This is a genomic window from Stenotrophomonas sp. 116085_Sma (genome assembly GCF_056479585.1).
This window is the reverse complement of sequence record NZ_CM151057.1, coordinates 4,017,969-4,044,296: the sequence shown is the minus strand read 5'-3', so window position 1 is coordinate 4,044,296 and position 26,328 is coordinate 4,017,969. Positions and strand designations below refer to the sequence as shown.

The 26,328-nt window shown below is 66.5% G+C and carries 19 protein-coding genes, 1 pseudogene and 1 riboswitch; of the genes and pseudogenes, 8 read left to right on the top strand and 12 right to left on the bottom strand.

The window, feature by feature from the left end; genetic code table 11:
• Nucleotides 1-41: 41 nt before the first annotated feature.
• From leuB to ilvC, 9 genes are all read right to left on the bottom strand, one after another.
• Nucleotides 42-1,103, bottom strand: coding sequence for a 3-isopropylmalate dehydrogenase (gene leuB, locus ACZK0Z_RS18770; protein ID WP_197633310.1), 1,062 nt, complete (start codon nucleotides 1,101-1,103; stop codon nucleotides 42-44).
• On the bottom strand, nucleotides 1,093-1,671 hold the full coding sequence (gene leuD / locus ACZK0Z_RS18765; RefSeq protein ID WP_197633311.1) for a 3-isopropylmalate dehydratase small subunit: 579 nt from the start codon (nucleotides 1,669-1,671) through the stop codon (nucleotides 1,093-1,095). The genes leuB and leuD overlap by 11 nt, the downstream gene beginning before the upstream one ends.
• Nucleotides 1,671-3,089, bottom strand: a complete 1,419-nt coding sequence (gene leuC, locus ACZK0Z_RS18760; RefSeq protein WP_197633312.1) for a 3-isopropylmalate dehydratase large subunit — start codon at nucleotides 3,087-3,089, stop codon at nucleotides 1,671-1,673. Before leuC ends, leuD begins: the two co-directional genes overlap by 1 nt.
• A 61-nt stretch (nucleotides 3,090-3,150) precedes the next feature.
• Nucleotides 3,151-3,930: a methyltransferase domain-containing protein gene (locus ACZK0Z_RS18755; RefSeq protein WP_197633313.1), complete on the bottom strand. Its 780-nt coding sequence runs from the start codon at nucleotides 3,928-3,930 to the stop codon at nucleotides 3,151-3,153.
• Nucleotides 3,931-3,940: 10 nt separating this feature from the next.
• Nucleotides 3,941-5,527 (bottom strand): 2-isopropylmalate synthase, encoded by a 1,587-nt coding sequence (locus ACZK0Z_RS18750; RefSeq protein WP_197633314.1) that lies wholly within the window; start codon nucleotides 5,525-5,527, stop codon nucleotides 3,941-3,943.
• Nucleotides 5,524-6,615, bottom strand: coding sequence for a threonine dehydratase (locus tag ACZK0Z_RS18745; RefSeq protein ID WP_049428488.1), 1,092 nt, complete (start codon nucleotides 6,613-6,615; stop codon nucleotides 5,524-5,526). Before ACZK0Z_RS18745 ends, ACZK0Z_RS18750 begins: the two co-directional genes overlap by 4 nt.
• 96 nt (nucleotides 6,616-6,711) lie before the next feature.
• A complete protein-coding gene (locus ACZK0Z_RS18740) occupies nucleotides 6,712-6,963 on the bottom strand; it encodes an ACT domain-containing protein (protein WP_049428486.1) in 252 nt (83 codons plus the stop codon).
• On the bottom strand, nucleotides 6,947-8,683 hold the full coding sequence (ilvG, locus tag ACZK0Z_RS18735) for an acetolactate synthase 2 catalytic subunit (protein ID WP_197633315.1): 1,737 nt from the start codon (nucleotides 8,681-8,683) through the stop codon (nucleotides 6,947-6,949). The genes ACZK0Z_RS18740 and ilvG overlap by 17 nt, the downstream gene beginning before the upstream one ends.
• A 37-nt stretch (nucleotides 8,684-8,720) precedes the next feature.
• Complete coding sequence (gene ilvC, locus ACZK0Z_RS18730; protein ID WP_049428481.1) at nucleotides 8,721-9,695, bottom strand: ketol-acid reductoisomerase; 975 nt, start codon at nucleotides 9,693-9,695, stop codon at nucleotides 8,721-8,723.
• Nucleotides 9,696-9,980: 285 nt separating this feature from the next.
• Here ilvC and ACZK0Z_RS18725 point away from each other — a divergent pair, with 285 nt between their 5' ends.
• Nucleotides 9,981-10,313, top strand: a complete 333-nt coding sequence (locus ACZK0Z_RS18725) for a hypothetical protein (RefSeq protein ID WP_152906558.1) — start codon at nucleotides 9,981-9,983, stop codon at nucleotides 10,311-10,313.
• A 71-nt stretch (nucleotides 10,314-10,384) separates the two neighbouring features.
• Nucleotides 10,385-12,103 (top strand): gamma-glutamyltransferase, encoded by a 1,719-nt coding sequence (gene ggt, locus ACZK0Z_RS18720; protein WP_197633316.1) that lies wholly within the window; start codon nucleotides 10,385-10,387, stop codon nucleotides 12,101-12,103.
• 560 nt (nucleotides 12,104-12,663) lie between these two features.
• On the opposite strand, the pseudogene ACZK0Z_RS18715 reads toward ggt, so the two are convergent.
• Nucleotides 12,664-14,241: pseudogene (locus ACZK0Z_RS18715) on the bottom strand (BCCT family transporter).
• Between the two features lie 254 nt (nucleotides 14,242-14,495).
• A riboswitch (TPP riboswitch) is annotated at nucleotides 14,496-14,596 on the top strand.
• Nucleotides 14,597-14,678: 82 nt separating this feature from the next.
• On the opposite strand from ACZK0Z_RS18715, the gene thiC reads away from it, so the two are divergent.
• From thiC to ACZK0Z_RS18685, 6 genes are all read left to right on the top strand, one after another.
• Nucleotides 14,679-16,523 carry a phosphomethylpyrimidine synthase ThiC gene (gene thiC / locus ACZK0Z_RS18710; protein WP_197632736.1) on the top strand — a complete coding sequence of 615 codons (1,845 nt, stop codon included), beginning with the start codon at nucleotides 14,679-14,681 and terminating at the stop codon, nucleotides 16,521-16,523.
• A 115-nt stretch (nucleotides 16,524-16,638) separates the two neighbouring features.
• Nucleotides 16,639-17,310, top strand: a complete 672-nt coding sequence (locus ACZK0Z_RS18705; RefSeq protein WP_100443676.1) for an ion channel — start codon at nucleotides 16,639-16,641, stop codon at nucleotides 17,308-17,310.
• 271 nt (nucleotides 17,311-17,581) lie between these two features.
• A complete protein-coding gene (locus ACZK0Z_RS18700; RefSeq protein ID WP_049429949.1) occupies nucleotides 17,582-19,912 on the top strand; it encodes a winged helix-turn-helix domain-containing protein in 2,331 nt (776 codons plus the stop codon).
• A 114-nt stretch (nucleotides 19,913-20,026) separates the two neighbouring features.
• Nucleotides 20,027-20,926, top strand: a complete 900-nt coding sequence (locus ACZK0Z_RS18695; RefSeq protein WP_049429948.1) for a helix-turn-helix transcriptional regulator — start codon at nucleotides 20,027-20,029, stop codon at nucleotides 20,924-20,926.
• 49 nt (nucleotides 20,927-20,975) lie between these two features.
• Complete coding sequence (locus ACZK0Z_RS18690; protein ID WP_049429947.1) at nucleotides 20,976-23,939, top strand: TonB-dependent receptor plug domain-containing protein; 2,964 nt, start codon at nucleotides 20,976-20,978, stop codon at nucleotides 23,937-23,939.
• A 179-nt stretch (nucleotides 23,940-24,118) separates the two neighbouring features.
• A complete protein-coding gene (locus ACZK0Z_RS18685) occupies nucleotides 24,119-24,325 on the top strand; it encodes a hypothetical protein (protein WP_197632737.1) in 207 nt (68 codons plus the stop codon).
• Nucleotides 24,326-24,381: 56 nt separating this feature from the next.
• Here the strand turns inward: ACZK0Z_RS18685 and ACZK0Z_RS18680 are convergent, their stop codons facing one another.
• Both ACZK0Z_RS18680 and ppa read right to left on the bottom strand, forming a co-directional pair.
• Nucleotides 24,382-25,503, bottom strand: coding sequence for an HDOD domain-containing protein (locus ACZK0Z_RS18680; protein WP_049429945.1), 1,122 nt, complete (start codon nucleotides 25,501-25,503; stop codon nucleotides 24,382-24,384).
• Nucleotides 25,504-25,654: 151 nt separating this feature from the next.
• Nucleotides 25,655-26,191, bottom strand: a complete 537-nt coding sequence (gene ppa / locus ACZK0Z_RS18675; RefSeq protein ID WP_005410935.1) for an inorganic diphosphatase — start codon at nucleotides 26,189-26,191, stop codon at nucleotides 25,655-25,657.
• Nucleotides 26,192-26,328: the final 137 nt, after the last annotated feature.

The following is a 26,328-nucleotide window of genomic DNA, read 5'->3' as shown; positions in this document are numbered from 1 at the left end:
GAGCCGAGCATGGCTCGGCTCTACAGGTGTTGCCCGATGGGTCAGCGCAGCTTTGCCAGCACCGCGTCGGTGGCGGCTGCCGTGCTCACTGCCTGGCCCTTGGCGGCCAGGTCGGCGGTGAACACGCCATCATCCAGCACTGCATGCACGGCGGCTTCCACCGCGGCCGCTTCGGCTTCCAACCCCAACGAATGGCGCAGCAGCATTGCGGCGCTGAAGATCGTCGCGTAGGGATTGGCGATGCCCTTGCCGGCAATGTCCGGCGCCGAACCATGGATCGGCTCGTAGATTCCCACCGCGCCAGGCTCGCCCAGCGAGGCCGACGGCAGCAGGCCCAGTGATCCGGCCAGCATCGAGGCTTCGTCGGTGAGGATGTCGCCGAACATGTTCTCGGTCACGATCACGTCGTACTCGCGCGGCTTGGCCAGCAGGTGCATGGCCATCGAATCGACAAGCTGGTGCTCCAGCGCAACGTCCGGGAATTCCTCGCGGCCGATGCGCGCGGCCACGTCACGCCACAGGCGCGAGGTCTCCAGCACGTTGGCCTTGTCCACCGAGGTGACCTTGCCGCGACGCTGCTGTGCCAGGCGGAAGGCGCTGCGCAGCACGCGCTCGATCTCGGTCACGGAGTAGCGGCACAGGTCGCTGGCGCTGTCGGCGTCGCGGGTCTTGTCGCCGAAGTAGATGCCGCCGGTCAGCTCGCGCACCACCACGAAGTCCACGCCCTGCAGCAGCTCTGCCTTGATCGGCGAGGCGTGCAGCGCGGCTTCATGGGTGCGCACCGGGCGCAGGTTGGCGTACAGGCCCAGCGCCTTGCGGATCGCCAGCAGACCCTGTTCCGGGCGCACCTTGGCGTTCGGGTCGGACCACTTCGGGCCACCGACCGCGCCCAGCAGTACCGCATTGGCGGCCTGGCAGGCGGCCAGCGTCGAGGCAGGCAGCGGCTCGCCATGGCGGTCGATGGCGATGCCGCCGATATCGTGCTCGCTGAAAGTGAAGGTGTGGTTGAAGCGTTCGGCGACGGACTTCAGGACGGCAACCGCGGCGGCGGCCACTTCCGGGCCGATGCCATCACCGGGCAGGACAACAATCTCAGCGTGCATGCTCACTCTCGTAACGTTCGATTTCAGGGACACGGCCCAACAGATACCCCAACTGGTCCACGCCTTCCAGCAGGCAGGTCTGCGAGAAGCCATCCAGCGGGAAGGAATACACCCGGCCATCGGGCGTGCGCAGCTCGCGCGCGGCCACATCGATGGTCAGTTCATCGTCCGGGCGCTGCATCAGCGCCTGCACGTCGGCCTCGTCCAGCACGATCGGCAGCAGGCCGTTCTTCAGCGAATTGCCGCGGAAGATGTCGGCGATCTCGCTGCTGACGATGGCGCGCAGGCCGAGGTCGGTCAGCGCCCACGGGGCATGCTCGCGCGAAGAACCACAGCCGAAATTGCGGCCCGCCAGCAGGATGCTGCGACCAGCATTGCGAGGCTGGTTGAAGGCGAAGTCGGCCACCGGCGAACCATCGGCCTGCCAGCGCCAGTCATTGAACGCGTTGCGGCCCAGGCCGGCGCGTTCGGTGGTGGACAGGAACCGTGCCGGAATGATCTGGTCGGTGTCGATGTTGGTCTGCGCCAGCACCACGCTGGACGAGGTCAGGGTACGGAAACCGGCCATCACGCCACCTCCTGTGCGAACAGTTCGCGGGTATCGGCCACCTGGCCCTTCACCGCGGCCCAGGCCGCGCTCATCGGCGAAGCCAGCAGGGTGCGCGAACCGGGGCCCTGGCGGCCCTCGAAGTTGCGGTTGCTGGTGCTCACGGCCAGCTGGCCGGGGGCGACCAGGTCACCGTTCATGGCGATGCACATCGAACAGCCCGGCTCGCGCCATTCGGCACCGGCGGCACGCACGATCTCGTGGATGCCTTCGGCCTCGGCCTGGCGCTTGACGATTTCCGAACCCGGCACCACCAGCATGCGCACGCCGTCGGCCACGTGGCGGCCACGCAGCACCTGCGCCACTTCGCGCATGTCGCTCAGGCGGCCGTTGGTGCAGGAGCCGACGAACACCACGTCCACCGGCGTACCGGCCAGGGCATGGCCGGGTTGGAAGTGCATGTAGTCCAGGCCCTTCTGCGCGGCGGCATCGTTGGCGGCCGGAATGGGCGCGTCCACCGCGATGGCGGTACCCGGGTGGGTGCCCCAGGTCAGGGTGGGGCGGATGTCGGCGGCATCGATGCGCACTTCGCTGTCGAAGCGTGCGCCGTCATCGCTGCGCAGCTGCTGCCAGCGTGCCACGGCGGCGTCGAACTCGGCACCCTTGGGGCCACGCGGGGTATTGGCCACGAAGTCGAAGGTGACCTGGTCCGGGGCGACCATGCCGGCACGCGCGCCGGCCTCGATCGACATGTTGCACAGGGTCATGCGCTGTTCCATGTCCATCGCTTCGATGGTGCTGCCACGGAACTCGATGACGTGGCCGGTGCCACCGTTGACGCCGATCACGCCGATGATGTGCAGCACCACGTCCTTGGCGCCGACGCCCGGCGCCAGTGGGCCATCGACGGTGATGGCAAAGGTCTTCGCCTTGCGCTGCAGCAGGCACTGCGTGGCCAGCACGTGGCCGACTTCGCTGGTGCCGATGCCGAAGGCCAGCGAACCGAAGGCACCATGGGTGGAGGTGTGGCTGTCGCCGCAGACGATGGTCATGCCCGGCTGCGTGAAGCCCTGTTCCGGCGCGATCACGTGGACGATGCCGCGGTTGTCCGAAGCCATGTCGAACAGCTCGATGCCGTGCTCGGCGCAGTTGCGTGCCAGCGTGGCGACCTGTTCCTCGGAGGCGGCGCTGGCATAGGGCAGCGTGCCGTCGGCACCGGCCGGCAGAGTCGGGGTGGAATGGTCCATCGTTGCCTTGGTGCGGTCCGGCCGGCGCGGCGACAGGCCGCGTTCGCGCAGTTCGGTGAAGGCCTGCGGTGAGGTGACCTCGTGGATCAGGTGCAGGTCGATGTACAGCACGGCGGGGGCGCTGTCGGATTCGGGAACCACCACGTGGGCGTCCCACAGTTTGTCGTACAGGGTGCGGGGTGCGGAAGTCATGCGTGTGCCTGGCAGAAGTACGAAGGTGCGGACATCAGAAAAGATAGCGAAAAGTGTCGAGTCAGCGGCGACGGGCGAGCACCCGCAGCCGCACGTAGTCGGCCAGCGGCTGGCCGGCGGCGTTGCGCGGCAGATCGGCCAGCAGTGCAGCGGCGGCATCGCGCACGGTGGCGCGGACCTCGCTGGGCAGGTCATCCAGCAGCGGCGCGGCGAACACGCGCAACCAGCCGGCCACGCCGGTCGGCAGCGCGGTGGGGCGCGGCGTGCATTCGATCAGCTGCACCTGGAAGCCATGCTGGCGCAGGCGGTCAGCGTAGGCATCGGCCGTCGGGAAGTACCACTGGAAGGCGCTGGCGCCATGGCCGTGAGCCACGCGTGCGGCCTGCAGCGCGGCGATGATCGCGGCCACGTTGCCATGGCCGCCGAACTCGGCGACGAAGCGGCCGCCGGGGCGCAGGGCGCGGCGCACGCCTTCCAGCACCTGGTCGGGATTGCCCATCCAGTGCAGTGCCGCGTTGCTGAATACCGCATCGAACTCGCTGTCGAACGACAGCGCGTGGCCGTCCATCACCTGCGCGTCGACACCGCGTGCGCGGGCGGCGATCACCAGTTCCGGCGAGGCATCCACACCGTGGATGCGTGCACCGTTCAGCGCCAGCTCGGTGCTGAGTACGCCATCGCCACAGCCCAGGTCGAGGATGCGCTCACCGGCGCGCGGATCGAGCAGGCGCGCCACCGCGCCGCCGAGCAGCGGCACGAAGCCGGCATCGATCGCATAGTCCTGGGCGTTCCACTGCTGGCCAGCGGCGCTGGTCGGGGCGGGGGTGTCGAAGGCGCTCATCTCGGCTTCCTCAGGCGGTGGCGGGGGTGGCAACGTCGGTGCTGCTGTGGGCGGCGGCCTGGCGCTGGCGCAGCAGACGGTTGGCAACATCCAGCCAGGCCAGCGCGGAGGCTTCGATGATGTCCTTGCTGGTGCCGGTGCCGTCGTACTCCACGCCCTCGTGGCGCACGCTCAGGTTGGCTTCGCCACGCGCGTCGGCGCCGATGCCGACGCTGTGTACGTGATAGCTGTCCAGCATCAGCTGCACGCCGGTGGCGGCCGACAGTGCGCCGAACAGCGCATCGACCGGGCCGTCGCCCTGTGCGGTTTCGGCCACGCGGTTGCCATCCGGGTCGGACAGTTCAACCAGCGCGTTGGCGCGGCTGCCGACATCGCTGATGGTCATCGACGCCAGGCGGTAGCCCTGTGCGTTGGAACCGCCCTGCATCAGCGTCTGCAGGTCGGCATCGGTGACCACGCGCTGCTGTTCGCACAGGCCCTTGAACTGCTCGAACACCAGCTTCAGTTCATCCTCGTCCAGCCAGAAGCCCAGCGCGCGCAGGCGCGCTTCAACAGCGGCGCGGCCACTGTGGCGGCCCAGCACCATCTGCGAGTCTTCCCAGCCCACGTCTTCCGGACGCATGATTTCGTAGGTGCCGCGGTGGCGCAGCATGCCGTGCTGGTGGATGCCCGATTCGTGGGCGAAGGCATTGGCGCCGACGATCGCCTTGTTGCGCTGTACCGGCATGCCGACCAGGCGCTGCAGCAGCTGCGAGGTGCCGACGATGCGCGGGGTGTTGATCGCACTGTCCTGCTCGTAGAAGGCCTGGCGAACCTTCAGCACCATGGCGATTTCTTCCAGCGAGCAGTTGCCGGCGCGTTCACCGATGCCGTTGATGGTGCACTCGACCTGTCGCGCGCCCCCTTCGATGGCGGCCAGCGAGTTGGCCACGGCCAGGCCCAGGTCGTTGTGGCAGTGCGCGCTGAAGATCACGTTGGCGGCATTGGGCACGTCGGCCACGCCGGCGATGACCTGCTGGAACATCGCGCGGATTTCCTCCGGCGTGGTGAAGCCGACGGTGTCGGGCAGGTTGATGGTGGTGGCGCCGGCGGCGATCGCCACGCGCGAAACTTCGATCAGGTAATCCAGCTCGGTACGGGTGGCATCCTCGGCCGAGAATTCGACGTCGTCGATGTAGGAACGCGCCAGCGCTACGTGCTTGCGTACCGACTCCAGTACCTGCTCGCGGGTCATGCGCAGCTTGTGCTCGCGGTGCAGCGGGCTGGTCGACAGGAACACGTGCAGGCGCGGATTGGCGGCCGCTTCCAGCGCACGTGCGGAAGTTTCGATGTCGGCCTGCAGGCAGCGCGACAGCACCGCCAGGCTCAGGCTCGGGCGGCGCAGTTCGCGGCCGATCAGTGCCATCGCCTCGCGGTCGGACTGCGAGCTGGCCGGGAAACCGGTCTCGATGATGTCCACGCCCAGTTCGTCCAGCGCACGCGCCATCACCAGCTTCTGCGGCGGGCTCATGCTGCAGCCGGGGGACTGCTCGCCGTCACGCAGGGTGGTGTCGAAGATGCGGATGCGCGGGGTGGTAATTCGTTCGATGGTGGTCACAGGGAAATCTCCTCGACAGCGGGCGTTGCGGCTTGCAGGTGGGAAGGGGAAGAAGTGGGGGAGGACGGCGCGCTGGCCCTCGCGGGCGAGCGGGGTGTTTCGCTGCGCCGTCGCCGCGGTTTGCGTGGCGGGCGCGGCCGGATGTCGGTAAGCAGGCCGGCCAGCACGCCGGCATCGATGTTGCCGCCGGAGACCACCGCGCACTTGCGGCGGCCGGCGACGCGGCGGCCGGCGGCCAGCGCCAGCGCACCGGCGCCCTCGGCGATGATGTGTTCCTCCAGCGCCAGCCGCACCAGGGTTTCGCGCAGCTCGGCTTCGCGCACGATCACCACATCGTCCAGCAGCGAGGAGCACAGGCGGCGGGTCAGGAAGCCGGGGATCTTCACCCGCACACCGTCTGCCAGCGAGGCGACAGGGGCGATCTCGCGGACATCGCCACGGATCGCGCGCGCCATCGAGTCAACGCCTTCCACCTGTGCACCAACCACGCGCACGCCCTGTGATTTCAGCGCCAACGCAACGCCGGAGGCCAGGCCACCGCCGCCGATCGGTACGATCACCACGTCCGGTGCGTGTGCGGCCAGCTCGATGCCGACCGTGCCCTGGCCGGCGATCACGTCGGCATCATCGAACGCGGACAGGAAGCGGTAGCCGTGGCGCTGCGCCAGCTCGACCGCGAAGGCGTAGGCCTCGTCGTAGCTGTTGCCGTGCTGGCGCACGGTCGCACCCCAATGGGCGACGCCGGCGATCTTGGTGGCGGGCGCGCCATGCGGCATCACCGTGATGGCCGGTACGTCCAGACGATAGGCGGCCCAGGCCACGCCCTGGGCATGGTTGCCGGCCGAGGCGCAGATCACCGGCCGGGTGTCGCCGCGCTCGCGGCCGGCCAGCAGAGCATTCAGTGCGCCGCGCACCTTGTAGGAACCGGTGCGCTGCAGGTTCTCCAGCTTCAGCCAGGTGCCGAAGCGCTCGGCATGGTGCAGTGGAGTGGGCGGCAGGAAGCGGCGCAGGCGGGCCTGCGCGGCCAGGACGTCGGCGACGCTTACGTCGCCGACATCGCTTTCCTGGCTGGCATCAGCGGCCGGCATGGGCCACCAGCGGGGTGCGGTCGACCGCCGCATGCGGGCGCGGGCGGCGAAGAAGACGCCTCCGTACCGGCACCGTGGTCGCTACGGTACGGGTGTTCATGGCGATACTCCTTCCACGGCGGTGACCTGCACGGACACGCAGTCGTAGATCTTCTCGATCTGCCGGCACAGCGTTTCCGCCGGGCGCTGGCCATCGACGACCAGCTGCAGGTGCCAGCGGCCGTCGTCGGCGGCCACCGGCGCACCGCTGATCGCGCGCGGCGCGAAGCCGCGACGCTCGGCCATGCCGATCACGCGCAGCAGCGCGCCTTCGGCCGGGTGCAGCACCAGGTCAAGCCGGTAGTGCATTGGGGGTCTCCTGGCGGGCGTGGGCAGGGTTGCTTTCCAGCATCGTGCTGTTGGCAGTGTTCGGTGGCACCAGCGGCCACACGTTGGCGCGTGCATCGATGGCCACGTGCAGCAGCGCCGGGCCCGGCTCGGCCAGCAGCGCGGCCAGCCCACCCTCGACGTCATCGCGTGCATCGATGCGGGTCGCGGCAATGCCGAACACCTGCGCCAGCGCCACGAAGTCCGGGTTGTCGGACAGGTCGATCTCGCTGTAACGCTCGGCGAAGAACAGCTCCTGCCACTGCCGCACCATGCCCAGCGAACTGTTGTCCAGCAGCACGATCTTCACCGGCAGGCGGCAGCGCGCGATGGTGGCCAGCTCCTGCACGTTCATCATGAAGCTGCCATCACCGGAGACCAGCACCACGGTGCGGTCCGGGCAGGCGAACTGCGCGCCCATCGCGGCCGGCAGGCCGAAGCCCATGGTGCCCAGCGCGCCACTGGTCAGGTGGTTGCGCGGGTGGTTGAAGCGGCAGTGCTGCGCCACCCACATCTGGTGTTGGCCGACATCGCAGGCGATCACCGCATCGGCCGGTGCCAGTTCGCTCAGGCGCTTCAGCAGCGCCGGGGCGTAGATGTGCTGGCCCGGTGCGTCGTAGCGCGCTGCGAAACGATCGCGATGCTGTGCACAGCGCCTGCGCCATGCGTCCTGGTGGGCCTTGGGGGAGGGGAAGGCCGCACGCAGGGCGCGGATGGCATGGCCGACATTGCCAGGCACAGCGACATCGGCGCTGCGCAGCTTGGAGATCTCGTAGGCGTCGGCATCGATGTGGACGACACGGGCGAACGGTGCGAATTCGGCCAGCTTGCCGGTGGCACGATCGTCGAAGCGTGCACCCAGCACCAGCAGCAGGTCGCTTTCCTGCACCGCCATGTTGGCCGCGCGGGTGCCGTGCATGCCCAGCATGCCCAGCGACTGCGGGTGGTTGGCTGGCAGTGCGCCCAGCCCGCGCAGGGTCATCACCGTGGGGATGGCGCTGGCCTCGACGAAATCGCGCAGGTCCTGCACCGCATCGCCAAGCGCGATGCCGCCACCGGCGTAGACCACCGGCTTCTCGGCGGCCGCCAGTGCGGCGATGGCCTCGGCGATGGCGGCCTCGGCCGGCGACGGCGGCGGTTCGACGCTGCTCGGCAGGTGCGCTGGCAGATGGCTGGCATCGGCCAGCTGCACGTCCTTGGGCAGATCGATCAGCACTGGGCCGGGGCGGCCTTCGCGCGCGATGCGGAAGGCGTCGGCCACCACGCGCGGCAGGTCATCGACGCTGCGCACCAGCCAGCTGTGCTTGACGATCGGCATCGTCAGGCCGAACACATCCAGCTCCTGGAAGGCATCGGTGCCCAGCAGCGGGGTGCCGACCTGGCCGGTGATGCAGACCATCGGCACCGAATCCAGCATCGCGTCGGCAATGCCGGTGACCAGGTTGGAGGCGCCCGGGCCGGAGGTGGCCACGCAGACGCCCACCTGGTTGCTGGCGCGGGCAAAGCCATTGGCGGCCAGCGCCGCGCCCTGCTCATGGCGCACCAGGATGTGCTTCAGCGACGAATCCACCAGCGCGTCATAGAACGGCATGATGGTGCCGCCGGGATAGCCGAACAGCGTACGGACACCCTCGGCCTCCAGCGCCTGGGTCAGCCAGCGCGCGCCGTTGGGCGGCGCGCTGCGGTGTGTGGGAGAGTTCATGGGGGACCTTGCAGAGCGGGTGGGGGAGGCCGCGTGGTTACGCGGCCTGTCCTTGCAACCAGACCATCTTGGCGCGCAGTTCCTTGCCTACCTTCTCGATCGGGTGCTCCAGGTCGGCCTGCTTGAACCTGTTGTAGTTCGGCAGGCCCGCTTCGTACTCGGCCACCCAGTTCTTGGTGAAAGTACCGTCCTGGATGTCCTTCAGCACTTCCTTCATGCGCGCCTTGGTGCCGGCGTCGATCACCCGCGGGCCGCTCACGTAGTCACCGTACTGCGCGGTTTCGGAGATGAATTCCAGCATGCGCGAGATGCCACCTTCGTAGAACAGGTCCACGATCAGCTTCAGCTCGTGCAGCACTTCGTAGTAGGCGATCTCCGGCTGGTAACCGGCTTCGACCAGGGTCTCGAAACCGGCCTGCACCAGCGCCGAAGCGCCGCCGCACAGCACCGCCTGCTCGCCGAACAGATCGGTCTCGGTTTCTTCCTTGAACGTGGTCTGGATCAGGTTGGCGCGGGCACCGCCGAGGCCACCGGCATAGGCCAGGGCGTACTCGGCCGCCTTGCCGCTCTTGTCCTGGTAGACCGCCCAGATGCACGGCACGCCACGGCCGATTTCATACTCGCGGCGCACCAGCGCGCCGGGGCCCTTGGGTGCGACCAGCACCACGTCGAGGTCCTCGCGCGGCTTGATCATGTCGAAGTGCACGTTCAGGCCGTGCGCGAACAGCAGCACCGCACCCTGCTTCATGTTCGGCGCCAGCACGTCGTCGTACAGCTTCTTCTGCACCATGTCCGGGGTCAGCACGGCGACCAGGTCGGCATCCTTCACGGCTTCGGCCGGTGCCTTGACGGTGAAGCCATCGGCCTGCGCCTTGACCTCGGTGGGGCCGCCCGGACGCAGGCCTACCACCACGTCGAAGCCGGATTCGCGCAGGTTCAGCGCGTGGGCGCGGCCCTGGCTGCCGTAGCCGATGACGGCGATCTTGGTCTGGGGCAGGTCGTTGGTGCTCATGGGGGAGGTTCCTTGCGGTGGGAAGAAAAAAGAACGGCCGGTCGTCGAGGTGACGTGCCGGCCGGTCAGGGGAAAGCGGTGGGGGAGGCGCCATGCGTCGCACAGGCACAGCCACCACGAGGCGTCGTGGCGGTGCTGGTCCAGGTTTTGAAGTTGGCGTTGTTCATGGTGGTTGCGTCTGAAACCAGGTCCTGAAATGAAAAAACCCGCACCGGGGCAGGTGCGGGTTTTGATGAGTTCCGGTGTGTTTGTTGCTTACACGCTGGCTCGTCCCGCACCTGTTGGTTGGGTAATAAGTACGAGCACAAGAATCGAACGCTGCGAGGCGGCGCCGGTGTCGGCGGCTTCAATGTGGGTTCGCGGTGGCGTGTTGTGATGCAACATGTGATCGAGAGAAACACAGCCATTTCGGCAGTGTCAACCCTGGCGGCAGATTTTTTCTCGGTTTCCGCTGCATCCAGCGCAATCGCTTGCGGCACAAGGATGGTTGCTGCTGAAAGTGTTTCGGTGAACCCGAATTCACTCCTTTCAGTGCGCTTTTTGCGCGGATTCCGGGCTGTTGTCGCCCTGGTGGATGTGGATCTGGGTCCGCACCCACCGAAAGACCATCGCCCATGACCTCTGCCCGATACCGCGTGAAGGCCACAGCGGCGAAGATCGGGGAACCACCCTTCCATCGGAACCCGACCGTGTCCCGACGCCTTGCCCGTTCCCTGCTCGCCGCCGCCGTGCTCGCCGCGGTGCCTGCACTGTCCTTCGCCGCCGACCGCATCACCGGCCAGACCTTCGCCACCCGTTCGGAGGTGATCGCCCCGCACGCGATGGCCGCGACCTCGCAGCCGCTGGCCACCCAGATCGCGCTGGACGTGATGAAGGGCGGCGGTTCGGCAGTGGACGCGGCGATTGCCGCCAACGCCGCGCTCGGCCTGATGGAACCCACCGGCAACGGCATCGGCGGCGACCTGTTCGCCATCGTCTGGGACCCGAAGACGCAGAAGCTCTATGGCTACAACGGTTCGGGCCGCTCGCCGAAATCGCTGACCCTGGCTGAGCTCCAGCGCCGCGGCCTGAAGGACATCCCGGCCACCGGCCCGCTGCCGGTGTCGGTGCCCGGCGCGGTCGATGGTTGGTTCGCCCTGCACGACCGCTTTGGCCGGAAGCCGATGGCCGACAACCTGGCCCCCGCCATCCGTTACGCCCGCGAAGGGCACCCGGTGGCCGAAGTGATCGCCTACTACTGGGACCGCTCGGTGCCCAAGCTGTCGCAGTACCCAGGCTTCAAGGAACAGTTCACGATCAACGGCCACGCTCCGCGCAAGGGCGAGATGTGGAAGAACCCGAACCTGGCCAGCACTCTGCAGAAGATTGCAGATGGCGGCCGCGATGCCTTCTACAAGGGCGAGATCGCCCACACCATCGGCGATTACTTCAAGGCCAACGGCGGCTACCTGAGCTACCAGGACATGGCTGATCACCATGGCGAGTGGGTCGAACCGGTCAGTAGCAACTACCGTGGCTACGACGTGTGGGAGCTGCCACCGAACAGCCAGGGCATCGCTGCGCTGCAGATTCTCAACGTGCTGGAAGGCTACGACTTTTCAAAGATTCCGTTCGGCTCACCCGAGCATGTGCATCTGTTCGTGGAAGCGAAGAAGCTGGCCTTCGCCGACCGTGCGCGTTTCTACGCTGACATGGCGTTCCAGCCGGCACCGGTGCAGAAACTGATCTCCAAGGAGTACGCGGCTCAGCGTCGCGCGCTGATCTCGATGGACAAGGCCTTGAAGGAAGTACAGCCGGGCACACCGAAGCAGCTGGAGGAGGGCGATACGATCTACATGACCGTGGCCGACGCCGACGGCATGATGGTGTCGCTGATCCAGTCCAACTACCGTGGCATGGGCAGTGGCATGGCGCCGCCGGGGCTGGGCTTCATCCTGCAGGACCGTGGCGAGATGTTCGTGCTGCAGAAGAATCATCCGAACGGTTATGCGCCGGGCAAGCGCCCGTTCCAGACCATCATTCCGGCCTTCATCACCAAGGGTGGCAAGCCGTACGCCAGCTTCGGCGTGATGGGCGGCGCGATGCAGCCGCAGGGCCACGCGCAGATCGTGATGAACCTGGTGGACTTCGGGATGAACCTGCAGGAAGCCGGCGACGCACCGCGCATCCAGCACGAAGGTTCCACCGAGCCGACCGGGCAGGCGATGGCGATGACCGACGGTGGCGAAGTGAATCTGGAAATCGGCTTCCCGTACGAGACCGTGCGCGCGCTGATGCGCAAGGGGCATCGCATCGTGTTCGCCGATGGTCCGTATGGTGGGTACCAGGCGATCATGCGTGATCCGGAAACCGGCGTGTATTACGGCGCGTCGGAGAGTCGCAAGGATGGGCAGGCGGCGGGGTATTGAGGTTTCCCGGCCACCGGGCTCAGCCCCCTCTGCGGTGGGTTCCGGAAAGCGGGATCATGTGATTGGGCCGGGCGGGTGGGCTGGTCGGGGGACGCCGCAAGTACGTCCTTGTAGGCTTGGCCGCGGCATCCATGCCGCGGACACCCCCGCCCAGCCCACCCGCCCGGCCCCTGACAGTTTCCTGCGGCCGCCACCGCAGGAAGAAGAAGAAAAAGATCAAAAGCAAAGGCAACAGCAACAGCCGCGCGCTGTGGGTTGGGGCCGGATCCGTTTTTCCAAAGGAAAACGGATCCGGCCCCTTCTTGTTTTCCGATACACCCCATCCACGCATCGCGTGGATGGACCAACCGTCACCGGGAATCTGTCGGGGGGGAGCGGTGTGGGTTGGCAGGACCGTTGGCGCCATGAATGGCGCCATCGAGCCCCCAGGGATGGGTTTACGGCGTGTCCTGCCCACCCACACCGCTCCCCCCCCAACCAGCAGAAACCCAGAGCCGCCTTGGCTTCTGCACTTGCACTTGCTTGAAAGAAGCGGTGCAGCCGCAGGCTGCAAAACACCCTCAATCCCGATCCTGCGCGCGCGCCGCCTCCGCCTGGGTCTCCTCCTGCGCCGCCATCTCGCGTGCGATCCACGCGTCAATCATGTGCCGCTGGCGCTGCGCCTGCCGCCGCTCGCGCGTGTACTCCTGGTCCAGCACCCGGTACAGCGACACCATCACCAGCACCATCAGCAAGGCAAACGGTAGCGCGGCAATCGTGATCATGCCCTGCAGCGCGTCCAGTCCACCGGCCAGCAGCAACGCCGCTGCGATCAATGCCACCGCAATGCCCCAGGCCAGCTTGCGCTTCAACGGTGGGTCGCCAGCCTCGTCGGTGGACATGCTGGCCAGCACCAGTACCGCCGAATCGGCCGAAGTCACGAAGAAGATCATCAGCAGCACCAGCGCGATGCACGACAGCAACAGCGGTAGCGGCATGCTGTCGAACAGCGTGAACAGCACCGTTTCGTAGCCATTGCCCAGCGCCTGCACCAGATCGGCGTGGCCGAAGATCTGTGCCCACAGCGCGGTGCCGCCGAACACCGCGAACCAGAAGAAGCCCAGCAGCGTCGGCGCGAGCACTACGCCGATCACGAACTCGCGCACGCTGCGGCCGCGCGAGATGCGCGCGATGAACGATCCCACGAACGGTGCCCACGAGATCCACCAGGCCCAGTAGAAGATCGTCCAGTCCGCCACCTAGGTGCTGCCGGAGAACGGTGACATGCGCAGGCTCATCGTCACCAGCTGGTTGAGGTAGGAGCCCAGCGTGGTGGTGAACGTATCGAAGATGAAGCCGGTCGGTCCAAGCACCAGCAGGATGGCTGCCAGCAGCGCAGCCAACGCCAGGTTGAAGTTGGACAGCCATTTCACCCCGCGCTCCACGCCGCTGGCGGTGGAGGCCATGTACAGCACGAAGGCGACGGCGATGATGGTCATCTGCACCGCGACCGTGGCCTGCACGCCGAACACGCGTTCGATACCGGCGGCAATCTGGATGGTGCCGAAGCCGAGCGTGGTGGCGACACCGATCGCGGTGGCAACGACGGCGGCGATGTTGACCACCCGGCCGATCCAGCCGCGATGGTGACGGCCGATGATCGGTTGCAGCATGTCGCTGACCAGGCCGCGGCCATTGCGGTTGAACTGGAACCAGGCCATCGCCAGGCCGATCAGCGCATAGATCGCCCACGGATGCAGGCCCCAGTGGAAGAACGCGTAGCGCATCGAGGCGCGCGCGGCGTCCATGCTTTCCGGCGCCAGTCCTTCCGGCGGCTTGCTGAAATGCGAGATGGGCTCGGCCGCACCCCAGAACACCAGGCCGATGCCCATGCCGGCAGCGAACAACATCGACATCCAGCTGGCGCGGGAGAATTCGGGTTCGGCGTCCTCGCCGCCGATGCGCAGGTTGCCGAAGCGGCCGAACGCCAGGTACATCAGGAACACCAGTGCCAGGAACACCACCAGCAGGTACAGCCAGCCGACACTGCGGATGACCTCCGCCAGCATGGACTGCACCACGGTATTGAAGGGGCCGGGGGCGATACCGGCAAGCAGCACCAGCAACAGAACCAGTGCGATGGAAACGCGAAACACCATGAAGGAGCTTCTCCGATCAAGGGGATTGAGGGGAGCGAGCAGAGCTTGCAGCGAAGGGCCGGCGGCATGCAGCACGCGCCGGGCAGGGGCCGCGAAGGCGGCGGGGAACGCATCGATCTCAGCGACGCGATGGGCGTGCACGTTACTGAACGCGGCGTCATGGTTCCGTTAACGAATGCCGATCGGGGTCGGATCCGCGTTCCGCGGGAAAGCGGATCCGACCCCGGAGGCGGGCGGTCTATGCTCTAATGCGCAGCAAGAAGCGGGGGTACCGAGCCATGTGGCCACGGTTGAGACAGTCCCTTGGAACCTGATCCGGCTCATACCGGCGTAGGGAAGCTTTGCAATGCAGCCGTGCCCGGACTCCGCCCAAGGACCGCCCGTGCGCGGGTGCCGTGCGCCGCCGCTTCGTCCCTGACCTTCCTGGACGATGCCCGATGAACGCACAGCTCTCCGCCCTGCAGCAACAGGCCCAGCAACTCTCCGAATCGGTGACCCGGCCCATTCCCGGCTCGCGCAAGATCCATGTGCCCGGTTCGCGCCCGGACCTGCAGGTGCCGATGCGCGAGATCGCGCTGACCCGCACGCCCACGCTGTTCGGCGGCGAAGAGAATGCGCCGGTGACGGTCTACGACACGTCGGGCCCGTACACCGATCCGCAGGCCCGCATCGATCTTTCCGCGGGCCTGCCGGCATTGCGCCGTGCGTGGATCGAGGAACGCGGGGACACCGAACAGCTCGACGGCCTCAGCTCTTCATTCGGCCGCGACCGCGAACATGACCCGAAGCTCGATGCCGTGCGCTTCCCCGCGCGCAGCCTGCCGCGACGTGCGCGTTCCGGCGCCAACGTCACCCAGATGCACTACGCGCGGCGCGGCATCATCACCCCGGAAATGGAATTCGTCGCCATCCGCGAGAACCAGCGGCTGGACGCGATCCGCGATGCCGGCCTGTTGCAGCAGCACCCGGGCGAAGCGTTCGGTGCGTCGATCCAGAAGATCATCACCCCTGAGTTCGTGCGCGACGAGATCGCCCGTGGTCGTGCGGTGCTGCCCAACAACATCAACCATCCGGAAAGCGAGCCGATGATCATCGGCCGCAATTTCCTCACCAAGATCAACGCCAACATCGGCAACAGCGCCGTGTCTTCCGGCATCGCCGAGGAAGTGGAGAAGCTGGTGTGGGCGATCCGCTGGGGCGGCGACACGGTGATGGACCTGTCCACCGGCAAGCACATCCACGAAACCCGTGAATGGATCATCCGCAACTCGCCGGTGGCGATTGGTACCGTGCCGATCTACCAGGCGCTGGAAAAGGTCGATGGCCGTGCCGAGGCGCTCACCTGGGAAATCTTCCGCGACACGCTGATCGAGCAGGCCGAGCAGGGCGTGGACTACTTCACCATCCACGCCGGCGTACTGCTGCGCTACGTGCCGCTCACCGCCAAGCGGGTCACCGGCATCGTCAGCCGCGGTGGCTCGATCATGGCCAAGTGGTGCCTGGCGCACCACAAGGAGAATTTCCTCTACACGCATTTCGAAGAGATCTGCGAAATCATGAAGGCCTACGACGTGACCTTCTCGCTGGGAGACGGCCTGCGCCCGGGCTGCATCGCCGATGCCAACGATGCAGCGCAGTTCGGTGAACTGGAGACGCTGGGCGAGCTGACGAAGATTGCCTGGAAGCACGACGTGCAGACCATGATCGAAGGCCCCGGCCACGTGCCGATGCAGCTGATCAAGGAGAACATGGACAAGCAGCTGCGTGAGTGCGGCGAAGCGCCGTTCTACACGCTGGGGCCGCTGACCACCGACATCGCGCCGGGCTACGACCACATCACCAGCGCGATCGGTGCGGCGATGATCGGCTGGTTCGGTACGGCCATGCTCTGCTACGTGACGCCGAAGGAGCACCTCGGCCTGCCCAACCGCCAGGACGTGCGCGACGGCATCATGGCTTACCGCATTGCCGCGCACGCGGCGGACCTGGCCAAAGGACACCCGGGCGCGCAGGTACGCGACAATGCACTGAGCAAGGCGCGCTTCGAGTTCCGCTGGGAGGACCAGTTCCATCTCGGGCTGGATCCGGAGAAGGCCAAGGAGTTCCACGACGAGACACTGCCGAAGGATGCGCACAAGCTGGCCCACTTCTGCTCGATGTGCGGCCCGAACTTCTGCTCGATGAAGATCACCCAGGATGTGCGTGACTACGCCGAGGCCGGCATGAAGGAGAAGTCCGCCGAATTCCGCGCCGCAGGTGCAGAGGTCTACCACCAGGGGTGATGCCGCGCAGGTAGCGCCGGGCGCCGCCCGGCGAGCGCATCGGTCCCGGAAAGCCGCCGGGCGTAGCCCGGCGCTACCCGCTATGCTCCGGCCATCGCCCCGTGGAAAGGACGCCATGCCCATTGCTCTGACCACCCGTTGGCTGGCGATCGCCCGCCGCCACCCCTCGGCCTGGCTGCTGGGTGCGCAACTGCTGGCGGTGCTGTTGTACCCGGCGCTCGACGACACTGCCGGTGGCCGTGCAGCGCTGGGCATGTTCGGCATGGCGGTACTGGGCCTGGCGCTGTGGGTGGTCCAGCGCAGCCCGCTGGGAACCTGGCTGGCGTTGCTGCTGGCCATTCCCTCGGTGGTGTTCTCACTGGCCGGTGCCCTGCTGGACCGCAGCGGGCTGCTGACCACCGCCCAGCTGCTGGAGAGCCTGCTGTACTTCTATACGGCGGGCGCGTTGATCGCCTACATGCTGCAGGATCATAAAGTCACCCGCGACGAACTGTTCGCGGCCGGGGCAACCTTCACCCTGCTGGCCTGGGCGTTTGCTTTCGCGTTCGCGGTGTGCCAGCAGTGGTATCCCGGCAGTTTCCATGGCGCCAGCGGCGGTGATCAGCGCAGTTGGATGGAGCTTCTTTATCTGAGCTTCAGCTTGTTGTCCGGCGTTGGATTGAGCGACGTCGTGCCGCTGCACCCGCAGGCACGGGCCCTGGTGATGCTCGAACAGTTCGCAGGCGTCATGTATATCGGCCTTGTGGTGTCGCGTCTGGTCGGGTTGACCATGCTTCGGCGCATGTGAAAATGAACGCCAGATAAAAATTTCGCGCCCAAAAGGGCGCGAATAGTGATGCAGATTATGTGAATGCGTCGGCGAGAGAGAGAGCCTGAGTGTCGACCCCGTCATAGGCGGGGTAACCGGCTTAGGCTAATATCCGGGGGCGTTATTGTTTTTGCGGTATGCGCCGATGCTTTGTGCGGAATCTGGCTTTTCGATGACCCTGTCCAGGGACGGTGGGGACGGTATTGCTGGTGAGCCCTGCCCAGGTCCCGTCCCTACTATATAGCGGAAAATGAACAGCAGCGAACTCGCGCCCATTGAGGCCGACCGAGTGCAGGTCGGCGACTGCGTCATTACCTTGTCCTCGCGTGAGGTCGAGGTTGAAGGCGCGCGCCGTCCCCGGCGGCTGACGCCGAAAGCGCTGGGCGTACTGCGCGTGTTGATGCGGCAGCCTGGGCGAGTGGTCACCCGTGAAGAGCTGTTTGCCGAGGTCTGGCCCGATACGTTGCCGACCAATGACGTACTGACCCAGGCCGTCACCCAGCTGCGCAAGGCGTTCGCCAACGACGACGACAACGGCCAGGCCTACATCGAGACCATCGCCAAGAGCGGTTATCGGCTGCTGGTACCGGTGCAGGCGCTGGACGACGTCGATCCCGTGGCGGAAGTGGACGCGGTGGCCGTTGCGGGCGTGATGCCGTCGCCGGACGGTGCCGGCGTGATTCCGGCGATGGCCGTGCCGGCAGCGCCTTCGCGCCGGCGTGGCTGGCGCCAGCTGCGCCGCCAGCTGTTGTGGGTGCTGGGGGTGATGATGCTGGCCGCGCTGCTGGTCATGGCCACATTGCTGCTCCGGCGTGGGCCGGAGTCGAGTTCACCGGTGGATGCCGCGGTCGAGAACGGCGTGCGGGTGATCGGCAGCCCGCAGCGTCCCTATCGCCTGATCACCGCCACCAGTGGTTTTGAAACCTATCCCACGCTTTCGCCGGATGGCTCCCAGGTTGCCTACGAAGGCGCCAACGAGGATGGCACCGGTGGTGGCGCGATCAAGGTGCAGACCTCAGGCAATGCGCCGGCCCGGCAGCTGGCGCTGCCGCCGAAGGGGGCCAGTGACCGCTTCCCGAGCTGGTCACCGGACGGGCGCGAGATCGCTTTTGCCCGCTTTGGAGCCGACGGCGGTTGCCAGGTGCTGATCGCCAGCGCTACCGGCGGCGGTGTGCGCCAGGCGACCCGTTGCGACGGAACCGAGCTGCTCAGCTTCGACTGGACGCCGGATGGCCGTGGCCTGGTCTTTGGCAGCATGGTGGGCCGCTATGCCCATCGCGGCATCCGTGTGCTCGACCTGGCCAGCGGCCAGTGGCGGGCGTTGGACTATGCGGTCGACCAGGATGATTTTGACTACGCGCCACGCTACTCGCCCGATGGCAAGTGGCTGGTGTTCGTGCGCAATCCGCAGATGGGCGACCTGTGGCGGATGCCGGCCGGAGGCGGTGAACTGGAGCAGTTGACCAACGAATCGGCCGAACAGCGTGGCTGGGCCTGGCTGGGCGATGGGCGCACCATCGTGTTCGGCCGGCGCGTGGACAGCGAAGTGCGGTTGTACTACCTGGATGTCGAGCGCCGCACTTTGCGTGATGCCGGCCTCGACGACGCACAATGGCCTGCGGTGTCACGCCACGGCGACGTGCTGGCTTTCGTTCACCGCCGTGCCCAGTTCGGCGTGTTCAAGGTGCCGATGGCCGGTGGCAGCGCCGAGCGGCTGTTTGCGTCCAGCGGGCGTGACGGGCAGCCGATGGCGGCGCCCGACGGTCGCCAACTGGTCTTCACCTCCGATCGTTCCGGCAGTTTCGCGCTTTGGTGGGCGGACATGCAGCGGCCCGATTCACTGCGGCCGATCGAGGGCCTGCGCCCGGAGGGGCGGCAGGCGCCGGACTGGTCGGCCGACAGCCGCCAGCTGCTGGTGGTCGGGCGCGATGAGCATGGGCGTACGGTGGTCTACGAGATCGCCCCGCGCGACGAACACCTGCAGTCGTTGCCGGTTCCGGTGGATCAGCCCCTGCAGGCCCTGTACGGGGCAACCCCGGAACAGCTGCTGGTGGTCGAGCGCGATGCAGAGCAGCGCACCCGGTTGAGCCTGTTCGATCGCAGCGTGACCCCCTGGCGCCGCCTGGCCAGCATCGACGGCGTCTCCCAGGCACGTTTCGATCGGGGCGATGGCCGCGTGCTGTTCACCCGCCTGGCGTCCGGTGGCCTGTGGTCGGTGGATGCGGCGCTGTCCCCGGCCAGCGTGCAGCAGGTCAGTGAAGACAGGCCCAGCCGCTGGCGCTATCGCACCTGGACGGTGGCAGGCACCGGCGGCATCGGGTATCTCGGCAACTCGACCGAGTGCGGTACGACCTTGATCCATATCCAGGCCGGGACCGAAGCCCCCGAGCGCTGCCTGGACCGGCAGCGGCTCAGCGCGGGCAACGGTATCAGTGCCAGCGCCGATGGCCGGGATCTGTACGTCGCCCTGGCGGTCAGCGATGGTGCCGACATCGGCGTCATGCAGCTGCCCCGGTCGACGCCAGCACTGTTCCCGGCATTTCTCAAGTCATTGATCCTGAAGAAAAATATCTCTTCGTGATTTCTTCGTGGAGTTCTCGCCGCGAATTCGTGGCGATCTCGGCGGATTTTCCTGACGGGCTGACGCCTGATTAGGCAAAACGGAAGCCTGTATCAGGCAAACCCGTGGTGCCCCATGCGTCAACTCTCGCTGGCCGATCGTGGCCAAACCGTCTCCCTCGACAAGGCGCTCGACGATCTCGCGCCGACCTGCATGGGCGTGGCCCGGCTCGGCAGCCTGCAGACGGCAGGGTCAAGCTTCACGGTCTGGCTTCAGGTCCGGGGCAGTTCCTGGGTGGAAGCCAAGGAAGGGCGTTTCCGCCTGCGCCATGGTGAGTGGATCGCCTTCGAGAAGGAGTCGCGCCCGCTGGTGCAGGCCGGCCGTAACGGACTGTGCGTGGGCCTCAGCCTGAATGCGGAGGCGATGCGGGTGCTGTCCGAGATGGCCGATTGCGGCCTGTATGCCGGTCGCGGTCGCATGAGCCGCGGCGACGCCCGCGTTGCCCTGCGCCTGTGGCGCGATGCGCTCGACAGCGGCCTGCCTGCGCAGGCGCTGCGCCCGCTGCTGTTGCATCTGGCCGGCCTGCAGCGTGACCTGGCCGACAACGTACAGCGCTGCCCCGGTCGCTCGCGCAGCCGCAAGCGCCAGGTGTTCGGCCGCATGCAGCGTGCCCGTCTCTATCTGGAGGGCAACAGCCACCGCGTAGTGCGGATCGGCGAACTCGCCGAGCTGACCAACTTCTCCAGCTGGTACCTCTCCAAGACCTTCCAGAGCCTGTATGAAGAGAGCCCCCAGTCGCTTTCGGCACGGTTGCGCCTCGAGCGGGCCGCCGATCTGCTGCGCGACACCGACATGATGGTGGGCGAGGTCGCTGCAGCCAGCGGATTCGACAACTGCTGCAGCTTCGCCAGGGCCTTCCGCGCCCGCTACGGGCAGTCTGCTTCCCGGTTCAGGGAGAACGGCGGCTTGCTCCCGCCACATTCTGCAAAGTCTCCGGTTGGGTCGCGCAAATACAGCATCGCAACGCAATCGTAACGTGCTGGAGCGTTTTAACACGCTACTAACACGTACCTTGGAGAGATTGATGAACGTTCGCACCCCTGCCGTGCGGCTGGGCCTGCTGCCCGCCGGCATTGCGCTGGCGCTGGCACCGGCATTTGCTTCCGCACAGGAAGCCAGTGCCCCGACCACCCTTGATCGCCTGGAAGTCACCGGCTCCCGCATCCGCTCGGTGGATGTGGAAACCTCCCAGCCGGTCCTCACCGTAAGCCATGAGGACATCCAGCGTTCGGGCCTGGTCAGCGTCGGCGACCTGCTGCAGAACCTGTCCGTGGCAGGCACCCAGACCTTCAGCAAGGCGGCCGTGCTGGCGTCCAACCCGGAACAGGGCGGCCAGTACGTCAGCCTGTACAACCTGGGTGAGCAGCGCACGCTGGTGCTGGTCAACGGCAAGCGCTGGAGCACCAGCCTGGCCGGCTTCACCGACATGTCGACCATCCCGACCTCGCTGATCGAGCGCATTGAAGTCCTGAAGGACGGCGCCTCGGCGATCTACGGTTCCGACGCCATCTCCGGCGTGGTCAACATCATCCTGCGCAAGAACTTCGACGGCGCCGAGGCCAGTGCCTACTATGGCCAGAACAGCCACGGCGACGGTTCCAAGACCCAGTACAGCCTGACCCTGGGTGCCAGCGGCGAGCGCTCCTCGATCGTGTTCGGCGCGAACTACATCAAGGAAGATCCGGTGTGGGCCAAGGATCGTGGCCTGACCCAGTACTCCTATGGCCAGGGCCACAAGGAAGACGGTCTGAGCCCGGCTGGCCCGTGGGGCCGTTTCACCGATCCGCGTGCCGAAGGCACCGCCGGTGCTGGCGAATACAACAAGGCTGGCAAGTGGGTCCCGAACACCTGGGTGGTCAACCACACCGGTTCGTGGGACACCCCGGTCGGCGTTGGCCAGCCGTCGAACAACTTCAACAACTACCACCTGATTGGTCTGGACGACTACTACAACGCCTCGCAGCAGATGATGCTGAACCAGGGCGCTGAGTCGAAGACCATGTTCACCTCGGCCAGCTACGACATCAACGACAACCTGCGTCTGAAGTCGACGGCGATGTACTCCGAGCGCGATTCCAAGCGCCAGATCGCCGGCTACCCGCTGACCGGCACCTCGCAGCCGCAGTTCCCGGTGGCGATCAGCAAGGACAGCATCTACAACCCGCTGGGCAACTGGGCCAACCCGGGCGCCGGCGTTGACATCGGTGGCTGGGGCCGTCGTATCTTCGAACTGCCGCGCATCACCCAGAACAACGTCAAGTCGCTGCACTTCGACGCGGCCCTGGAAGGCAATTTCGACTTCAACAACCGTCCGTTCGACTGGGATGTGGGCATCAACTACAACCAGTTCGACGTGACCCAGACCAGCTCGGGCAACATCAACCTGCTGGCCCTGAAGAATGCCCTCGGCCCGTCGTTCATCAACGCCAACGGTGTCGCCCAGTGCGGCACCGCTGCCAACCCGATCGCGCTGGGCACCAGCCCGGGCAGCTGCGTCCCGTTCGACCTGCTGGGCGGCGCCAGCGCCGCGACCCCGGATGCGCTGAAGTACATCAACACCCTGCTGAACTCGACCGGCCAGAGCAAGAGCAAGCAGTACTTCGCCAACATCACCGGTTCGCTGTTCGACATGCCGGGCGATGCGGGCGAGTTCGCCTTCGCTGCCGGTTACGAGCATCGCGAAGTGTCGGGCTACGATCATCCGGACGCACTGTCCTCCTCGGGTTACACCACCGAGCTGGCCGCGCAGCCGACCGAAGGCAAGTACAAGACCAACGAGTTCTACCTGGAACTGATGGTGCCGCTGCTGCGTGACCTGCCGGGTGCCAAGGAGCTGTCGCTGGATGTCGCCAGCCGCTACTCGGACTACGACAAGTTCGGCAACACGGTCAACAGCAAGTTCAGCGTGACCTGGAAGCCGATCGACGACCTGCTGGTGCGTGCGACCTACGGCGAGGGCTTCCGTGCCCCGACCCTGGACGACACCTTCGGTGGTGGTTCGCAGACCTTCGACAAGTTCACCGATCCGTGTGATGCCGTGTTCGGCCAGCGCAGCAACCCGGCCGTTGCCGCCCGTTGCGGTGCTGAAGGCCTGGCGTCCGACTTCCGTCAGACCGACGCTGCTGGTCGTCCGATCAGTGCCCGTGACACCCAGGGTAACAACCCGTTCAACTCGGGCGTGGGCAACGACAAGCTGCAGCCGGAAACCAGCAAGACCCGCACCGCGGGCCTGGTGTGGAGCCCGAGCTTCGTCAGCGGCCTGAACGTCTCGCTGGACTGGTACAAGATCACCGTGGACAACGTGATCACCGCGCTGTCGGCGAACTACGTGCTGAACCAGTGCTACCAGAACGGTGTGCAGGCCTTCTGTGACCAGTACAGCCGTGGCGACGTTGCCAATGGCCAGCAGGTCACCGGCCTGAGCCGCGGCAACGCCAATCTGGGCTCGCTGGAAACCGAAGGCTACAACTTCGGCGTCCGCTACCGTATGCCGGAATACAGCTTCGGTACCCTGTCGTTCAACCTGGACACCAACTACCTGACCAGCTTCCGTCAGCAGGCCACCAAGGGTGCTGCATGGGATGACTACGCAGGCTATTGGAACTACCCGCGTGTCCGCGGCACCCTGGCGACTACCTGGACCAAGGGCGACCTGTCGGCCACCTGGACCATGCGTTACTACGGCGGCTTCCGCGACTTCTGCTACGACCAGGAAAATGGCCTGGAGTGCAACCAGCCGGATTACTACACCGAGAACGGTGGCTGGAGCGGTGGCCTGGGTGCCAACAAGAAGGGCGCAATCGTCTATCACGACATCTCGGCCACCTGGCAGGCCCCGTGGAACGGCAGCGTGACCGTCGGTGCCCGCAACGTGTTCGGCAAGACTCCGCCGATCACCTACGCGGTGACCAACGCCAGTGCCGTGCAGCTGGACCCGATGCTGGATTACGACCGCTTCCTGTTCATCCAGTACAACCAGCGCTTCTGATCCATCGAAGCCTGAAGGCAAGACGAGGAGGGCGGGCCGCAAGGCCCGTCCTCTTTGCGTTTGGCAGAGCCGGGTCGGGAAACTCTGAATCGGGCGGTTCAGCGACAGGGGTCACGCTTGTCGCAATTGGACCGCTGGTACGGTCGCGGAGGTCCATTCCGGACCAAGGAGAGCGCGAAATGAACAACGCGATGCCACGGATGTTCGCTGCTGCAGTTCTTGCCGTCCTGAGCCTGGCCGGTAGTGTGTCGGCCGGCCCGCTGGTGTGTGCCAATGGACGCTATTGCGCCGAAGTGCGCAGCGACTGCATCAAGGCCGGCGAAGATGCGGCGTACTGCCAGCTTCTCTTCGAACGCTGCGTGTACGACCACTGCGCGCAGCCCTGATGCAACGAAGGCGCGTCCTTGCGGGCGCGCCTTCATCGCATGCATTGCCGGTGTGGTCAGGCTTCGCTGGGCGTGAGCCCCATCAGGCTGTTGGCATGTTCGCGCCACTGCGGCAGTTTGTTGAGCACGCCCGCGCGCTGCAGGTAGTCCTCATCCACCGGATCGCCGTTGACCAGCGCAAGCGCCACATGCACCGCACCGGTCACCCAGAAGCTGCGCGTGTTGGCGCGCTGCGGCTGCAGGTGGAACGCCACGGCTTCGATGATCGGCATCGGCAGGCCCCACAGCCCCAACAGGTAGGCACCGGCTTCGGCGTGGCCCGGACGGGTATCGCCGGCCAGCGACGGCTCGGTGCGCTCGTTGCGTACGCCGGGCAGCAGCAGGCCGATGTCGGCCAGCAGTGCTGCGGTTGCGCCCAGTTCGGCACTGGATTCGGGCAGCAGGCGTGCGGCCAGCCGCGAGGCGAGCAGGGCGCGCTGCTGCAGCGAGTTGCGTTCGGCGGTCGACAGCGTCGGCGCCGAGAACACTTCGCTGGCCAGTACCAGGTCGCGCAGTGTTGCCAGGCCCAGCCGGGTCACCGCGGTACGCAGGTCGGCGATGGTGCGGCCCTGGCTGAAGAACGCCGAATTCGACAGCTGCAGCACCTTGGCGGCGATGGCCGGATCGGCAGCCACCAGCTTGGCGACGTCGGCGCTGTCGGCATCGTCGTCATGCTCCAGCGCCTGGGTCAGGCTCAGGTACAGGTGCGGCGGCGACGGCAGTTTCTCGATGCGGCCGATGGCATCGCGCAGGCGCGGGCTGTCCAGCACTTCGCGCAGCTCTTCCAGGCTGGTCAGCGCTTCCAGAAGCACTTCCGGCGCCAGTGGCAGCGGCAGGAAGCGATGGGCAACGCCGATCAGGCGCGCCGGCGGCGGCCGGTTGCCGTGCTGTGCATCCACCAGCGCGATACGGATGGTTTCCGGACGCAGCGTCCGGATCTGGCCGAGCAGCGTGGTGGCATTGAGGTCCGGCAGCTGCGGGCAGACAATCACCGCGTCCACGCCCTGGGTGGCAACCGCGGTCATCGCGGCCTGGCCATCGGTGGCGGTCAGCGGTTGCCAGTCTTCCCCAAGATCGGCAATGAATTCGGTCAGCTCAGCCGGCAGGCTGGCTGCATCCCCTACAAGCAGAATACGCACGACACATTCCCCTGGCTGTCTCGACGATGGATGTCGATGACGTGTGAAGTGACGCAATTTACCTAATACGACGGCAAGAGTGATGTGCCGTCATCATGAAACGTGACCCGCATCGCTCCGGCAGGGCATGCCGGAGCGATCCGGTTCAGGCTCAGGCCTTGCTGTCGAGATGGCGCTGGTGCGCCTCGATCAGGATCTGCTTGGCCTCGGCGGCGCCGCCCCAGCCATCGAGCTTGACCCACTTACCCTTCTCCAGGTCCTTGTAGTGCTCGAAGAAGTGGCCGATGCGCTCCAGCCAGTGGCTCGAGACCTGGGCGATGTCTTCAACGTGGGCGTAGCCACTGAAGATCTTCGACACCGGCACGGCCAGGATCTTCTCGTCGCTGCCTGCCTCATCGCTCATCTTCAGCACGCCGACCGGGCGGCAACGAACGACCGAGCCCGGCACCAGCGGCAGCGGCAGCACCACCAGCACGTCGGCCGGGTCGCCGTCGCCGCACAGGGTGCTCGGCACGTAGCCGTAGTTGCAGGGGTAGCGCATCGGGGTGGACAGGATGCGGTCGACGAAGATCGCGCCGGTTTCCTTGTCCACTTCGTACTTCACCGGCTCCGAGTCCTTCGGGATCTCGATGATGACGTTGATTTCTTCCGGCGGGTTCTTGCCGGGCGAGACGAGTTCCAGACCCATGGTCGTGCTCCAGGTGGGGGATATAGACGGATAGCCCCCCATTTTATGCCTTTGCCGGGCGCTGTGCAGGGGAGGGGGCTGACGGCAGGTCGAGGCAGGGGCCGACGCTGCAGGCCGGGGTAGACCGATGGGGCCGG

Excerpts from the sequence above, each read along its gene's own strand:
- ACZK0Z_RS18700 (WP_049429949.1), top strand. The coding sequence starts at position 17,582 with ATGAACAGCAGCGAACTCGCGCCCATTGAGGCCGACCGAGTGCAGGTC.
- ACZK0Z_RS18705 (WP_100443676.1), top strand. The coding sequence starts at position 16,639 with ATGCCCATTGCTCTGACCACCCGTTGGCTGGCGATCGCCCGCCGCCAC.
- leuB (WP_197633310.1), bottom strand. The coding sequence starts at position 1,103 with ATGCACGCTGAGATTGTTGTCCTGCCCGGTGATGGCATCGGCCCGGAA.
- ppa (WP_005410935.1), bottom strand. The coding sequence starts at position 26,191 with ATGGGTCTGGAACTCGTCTCGCCCGGCAAGAACCCGCCGGAAGAAATC.
- leuD (WP_197633311.1), bottom strand. The coding sequence starts at position 1,671 with ATGGCCGGTTTCCGTACCCTGACCTCGTCCAGCGTGGTGCTGGCGCAG.
- ACZK0Z_RS18690 (WP_049429947.1), top strand. The coding sequence starts at position 20,976 with ATGAACGTTCGCACCCCTGCCGTGCGGCTGGGCCTGCTGCCCGCCGGC.
- thiC (WP_197632736.1), top strand. The coding sequence starts at position 14,679 with ATGAACGCACAGCTCTCCGCCCTGCAGCAACAGGCCCAGCAACTCTCC.
- ACZK0Z_RS18685 (WP_197632737.1), top strand. The coding sequence starts at position 24,119 with ATGAACAACGCGATGCCACGGATGTTCGCTGCTGCAGTTCTTGCCGTC.
- ilvC (WP_049428481.1), bottom strand. The coding sequence starts at position 9,695 with ATGAGCACCAACGACCTGCCCCAGACCAAGATCGCCGTCATCGGCTAC.
- ACZK0Z_RS18740 (WP_049428486.1), bottom strand. The coding sequence starts at position 6,963 with ATGCACTACCGGCTTGACCTGGTGCTGCACCCGGCCGAAGGCGCGCTG.
- ACZK0Z_RS18695 (WP_049429948.1), top strand. The coding sequence starts at position 20,027 with ATGCGTCAACTCTCGCTGGCCGATCGTGGCCAAACCGTCTCCCTCGAC.
- ACZK0Z_RS18755 (WP_197633313.1), bottom strand. The coding sequence starts at position 3,930 with ATGAGCGCCTTCGACACCCCCGCCCCGACCAGCGCCGCTGGCCAGCAG.
- leuC (WP_197633312.1), bottom strand. The coding sequence starts at position 3,089 with ATGACTTCCGCACCCCGCACCCTGTACGACAAACTGTGGGACGCCCAC.
- ilvG (WP_197633315.1), bottom strand. The coding sequence starts at position 8,683 with ATGAACTCTCCCACACACCGCAGCGCGCCGCCCAACGGCGCGCGCTGG.
- ACZK0Z_RS18745 (WP_049428488.1), bottom strand. The coding sequence starts at position 6,615 with ATGCCGGCCGCTGATGCCAGCCAGGAAAGCGATGTCGGCGACGTAAGC.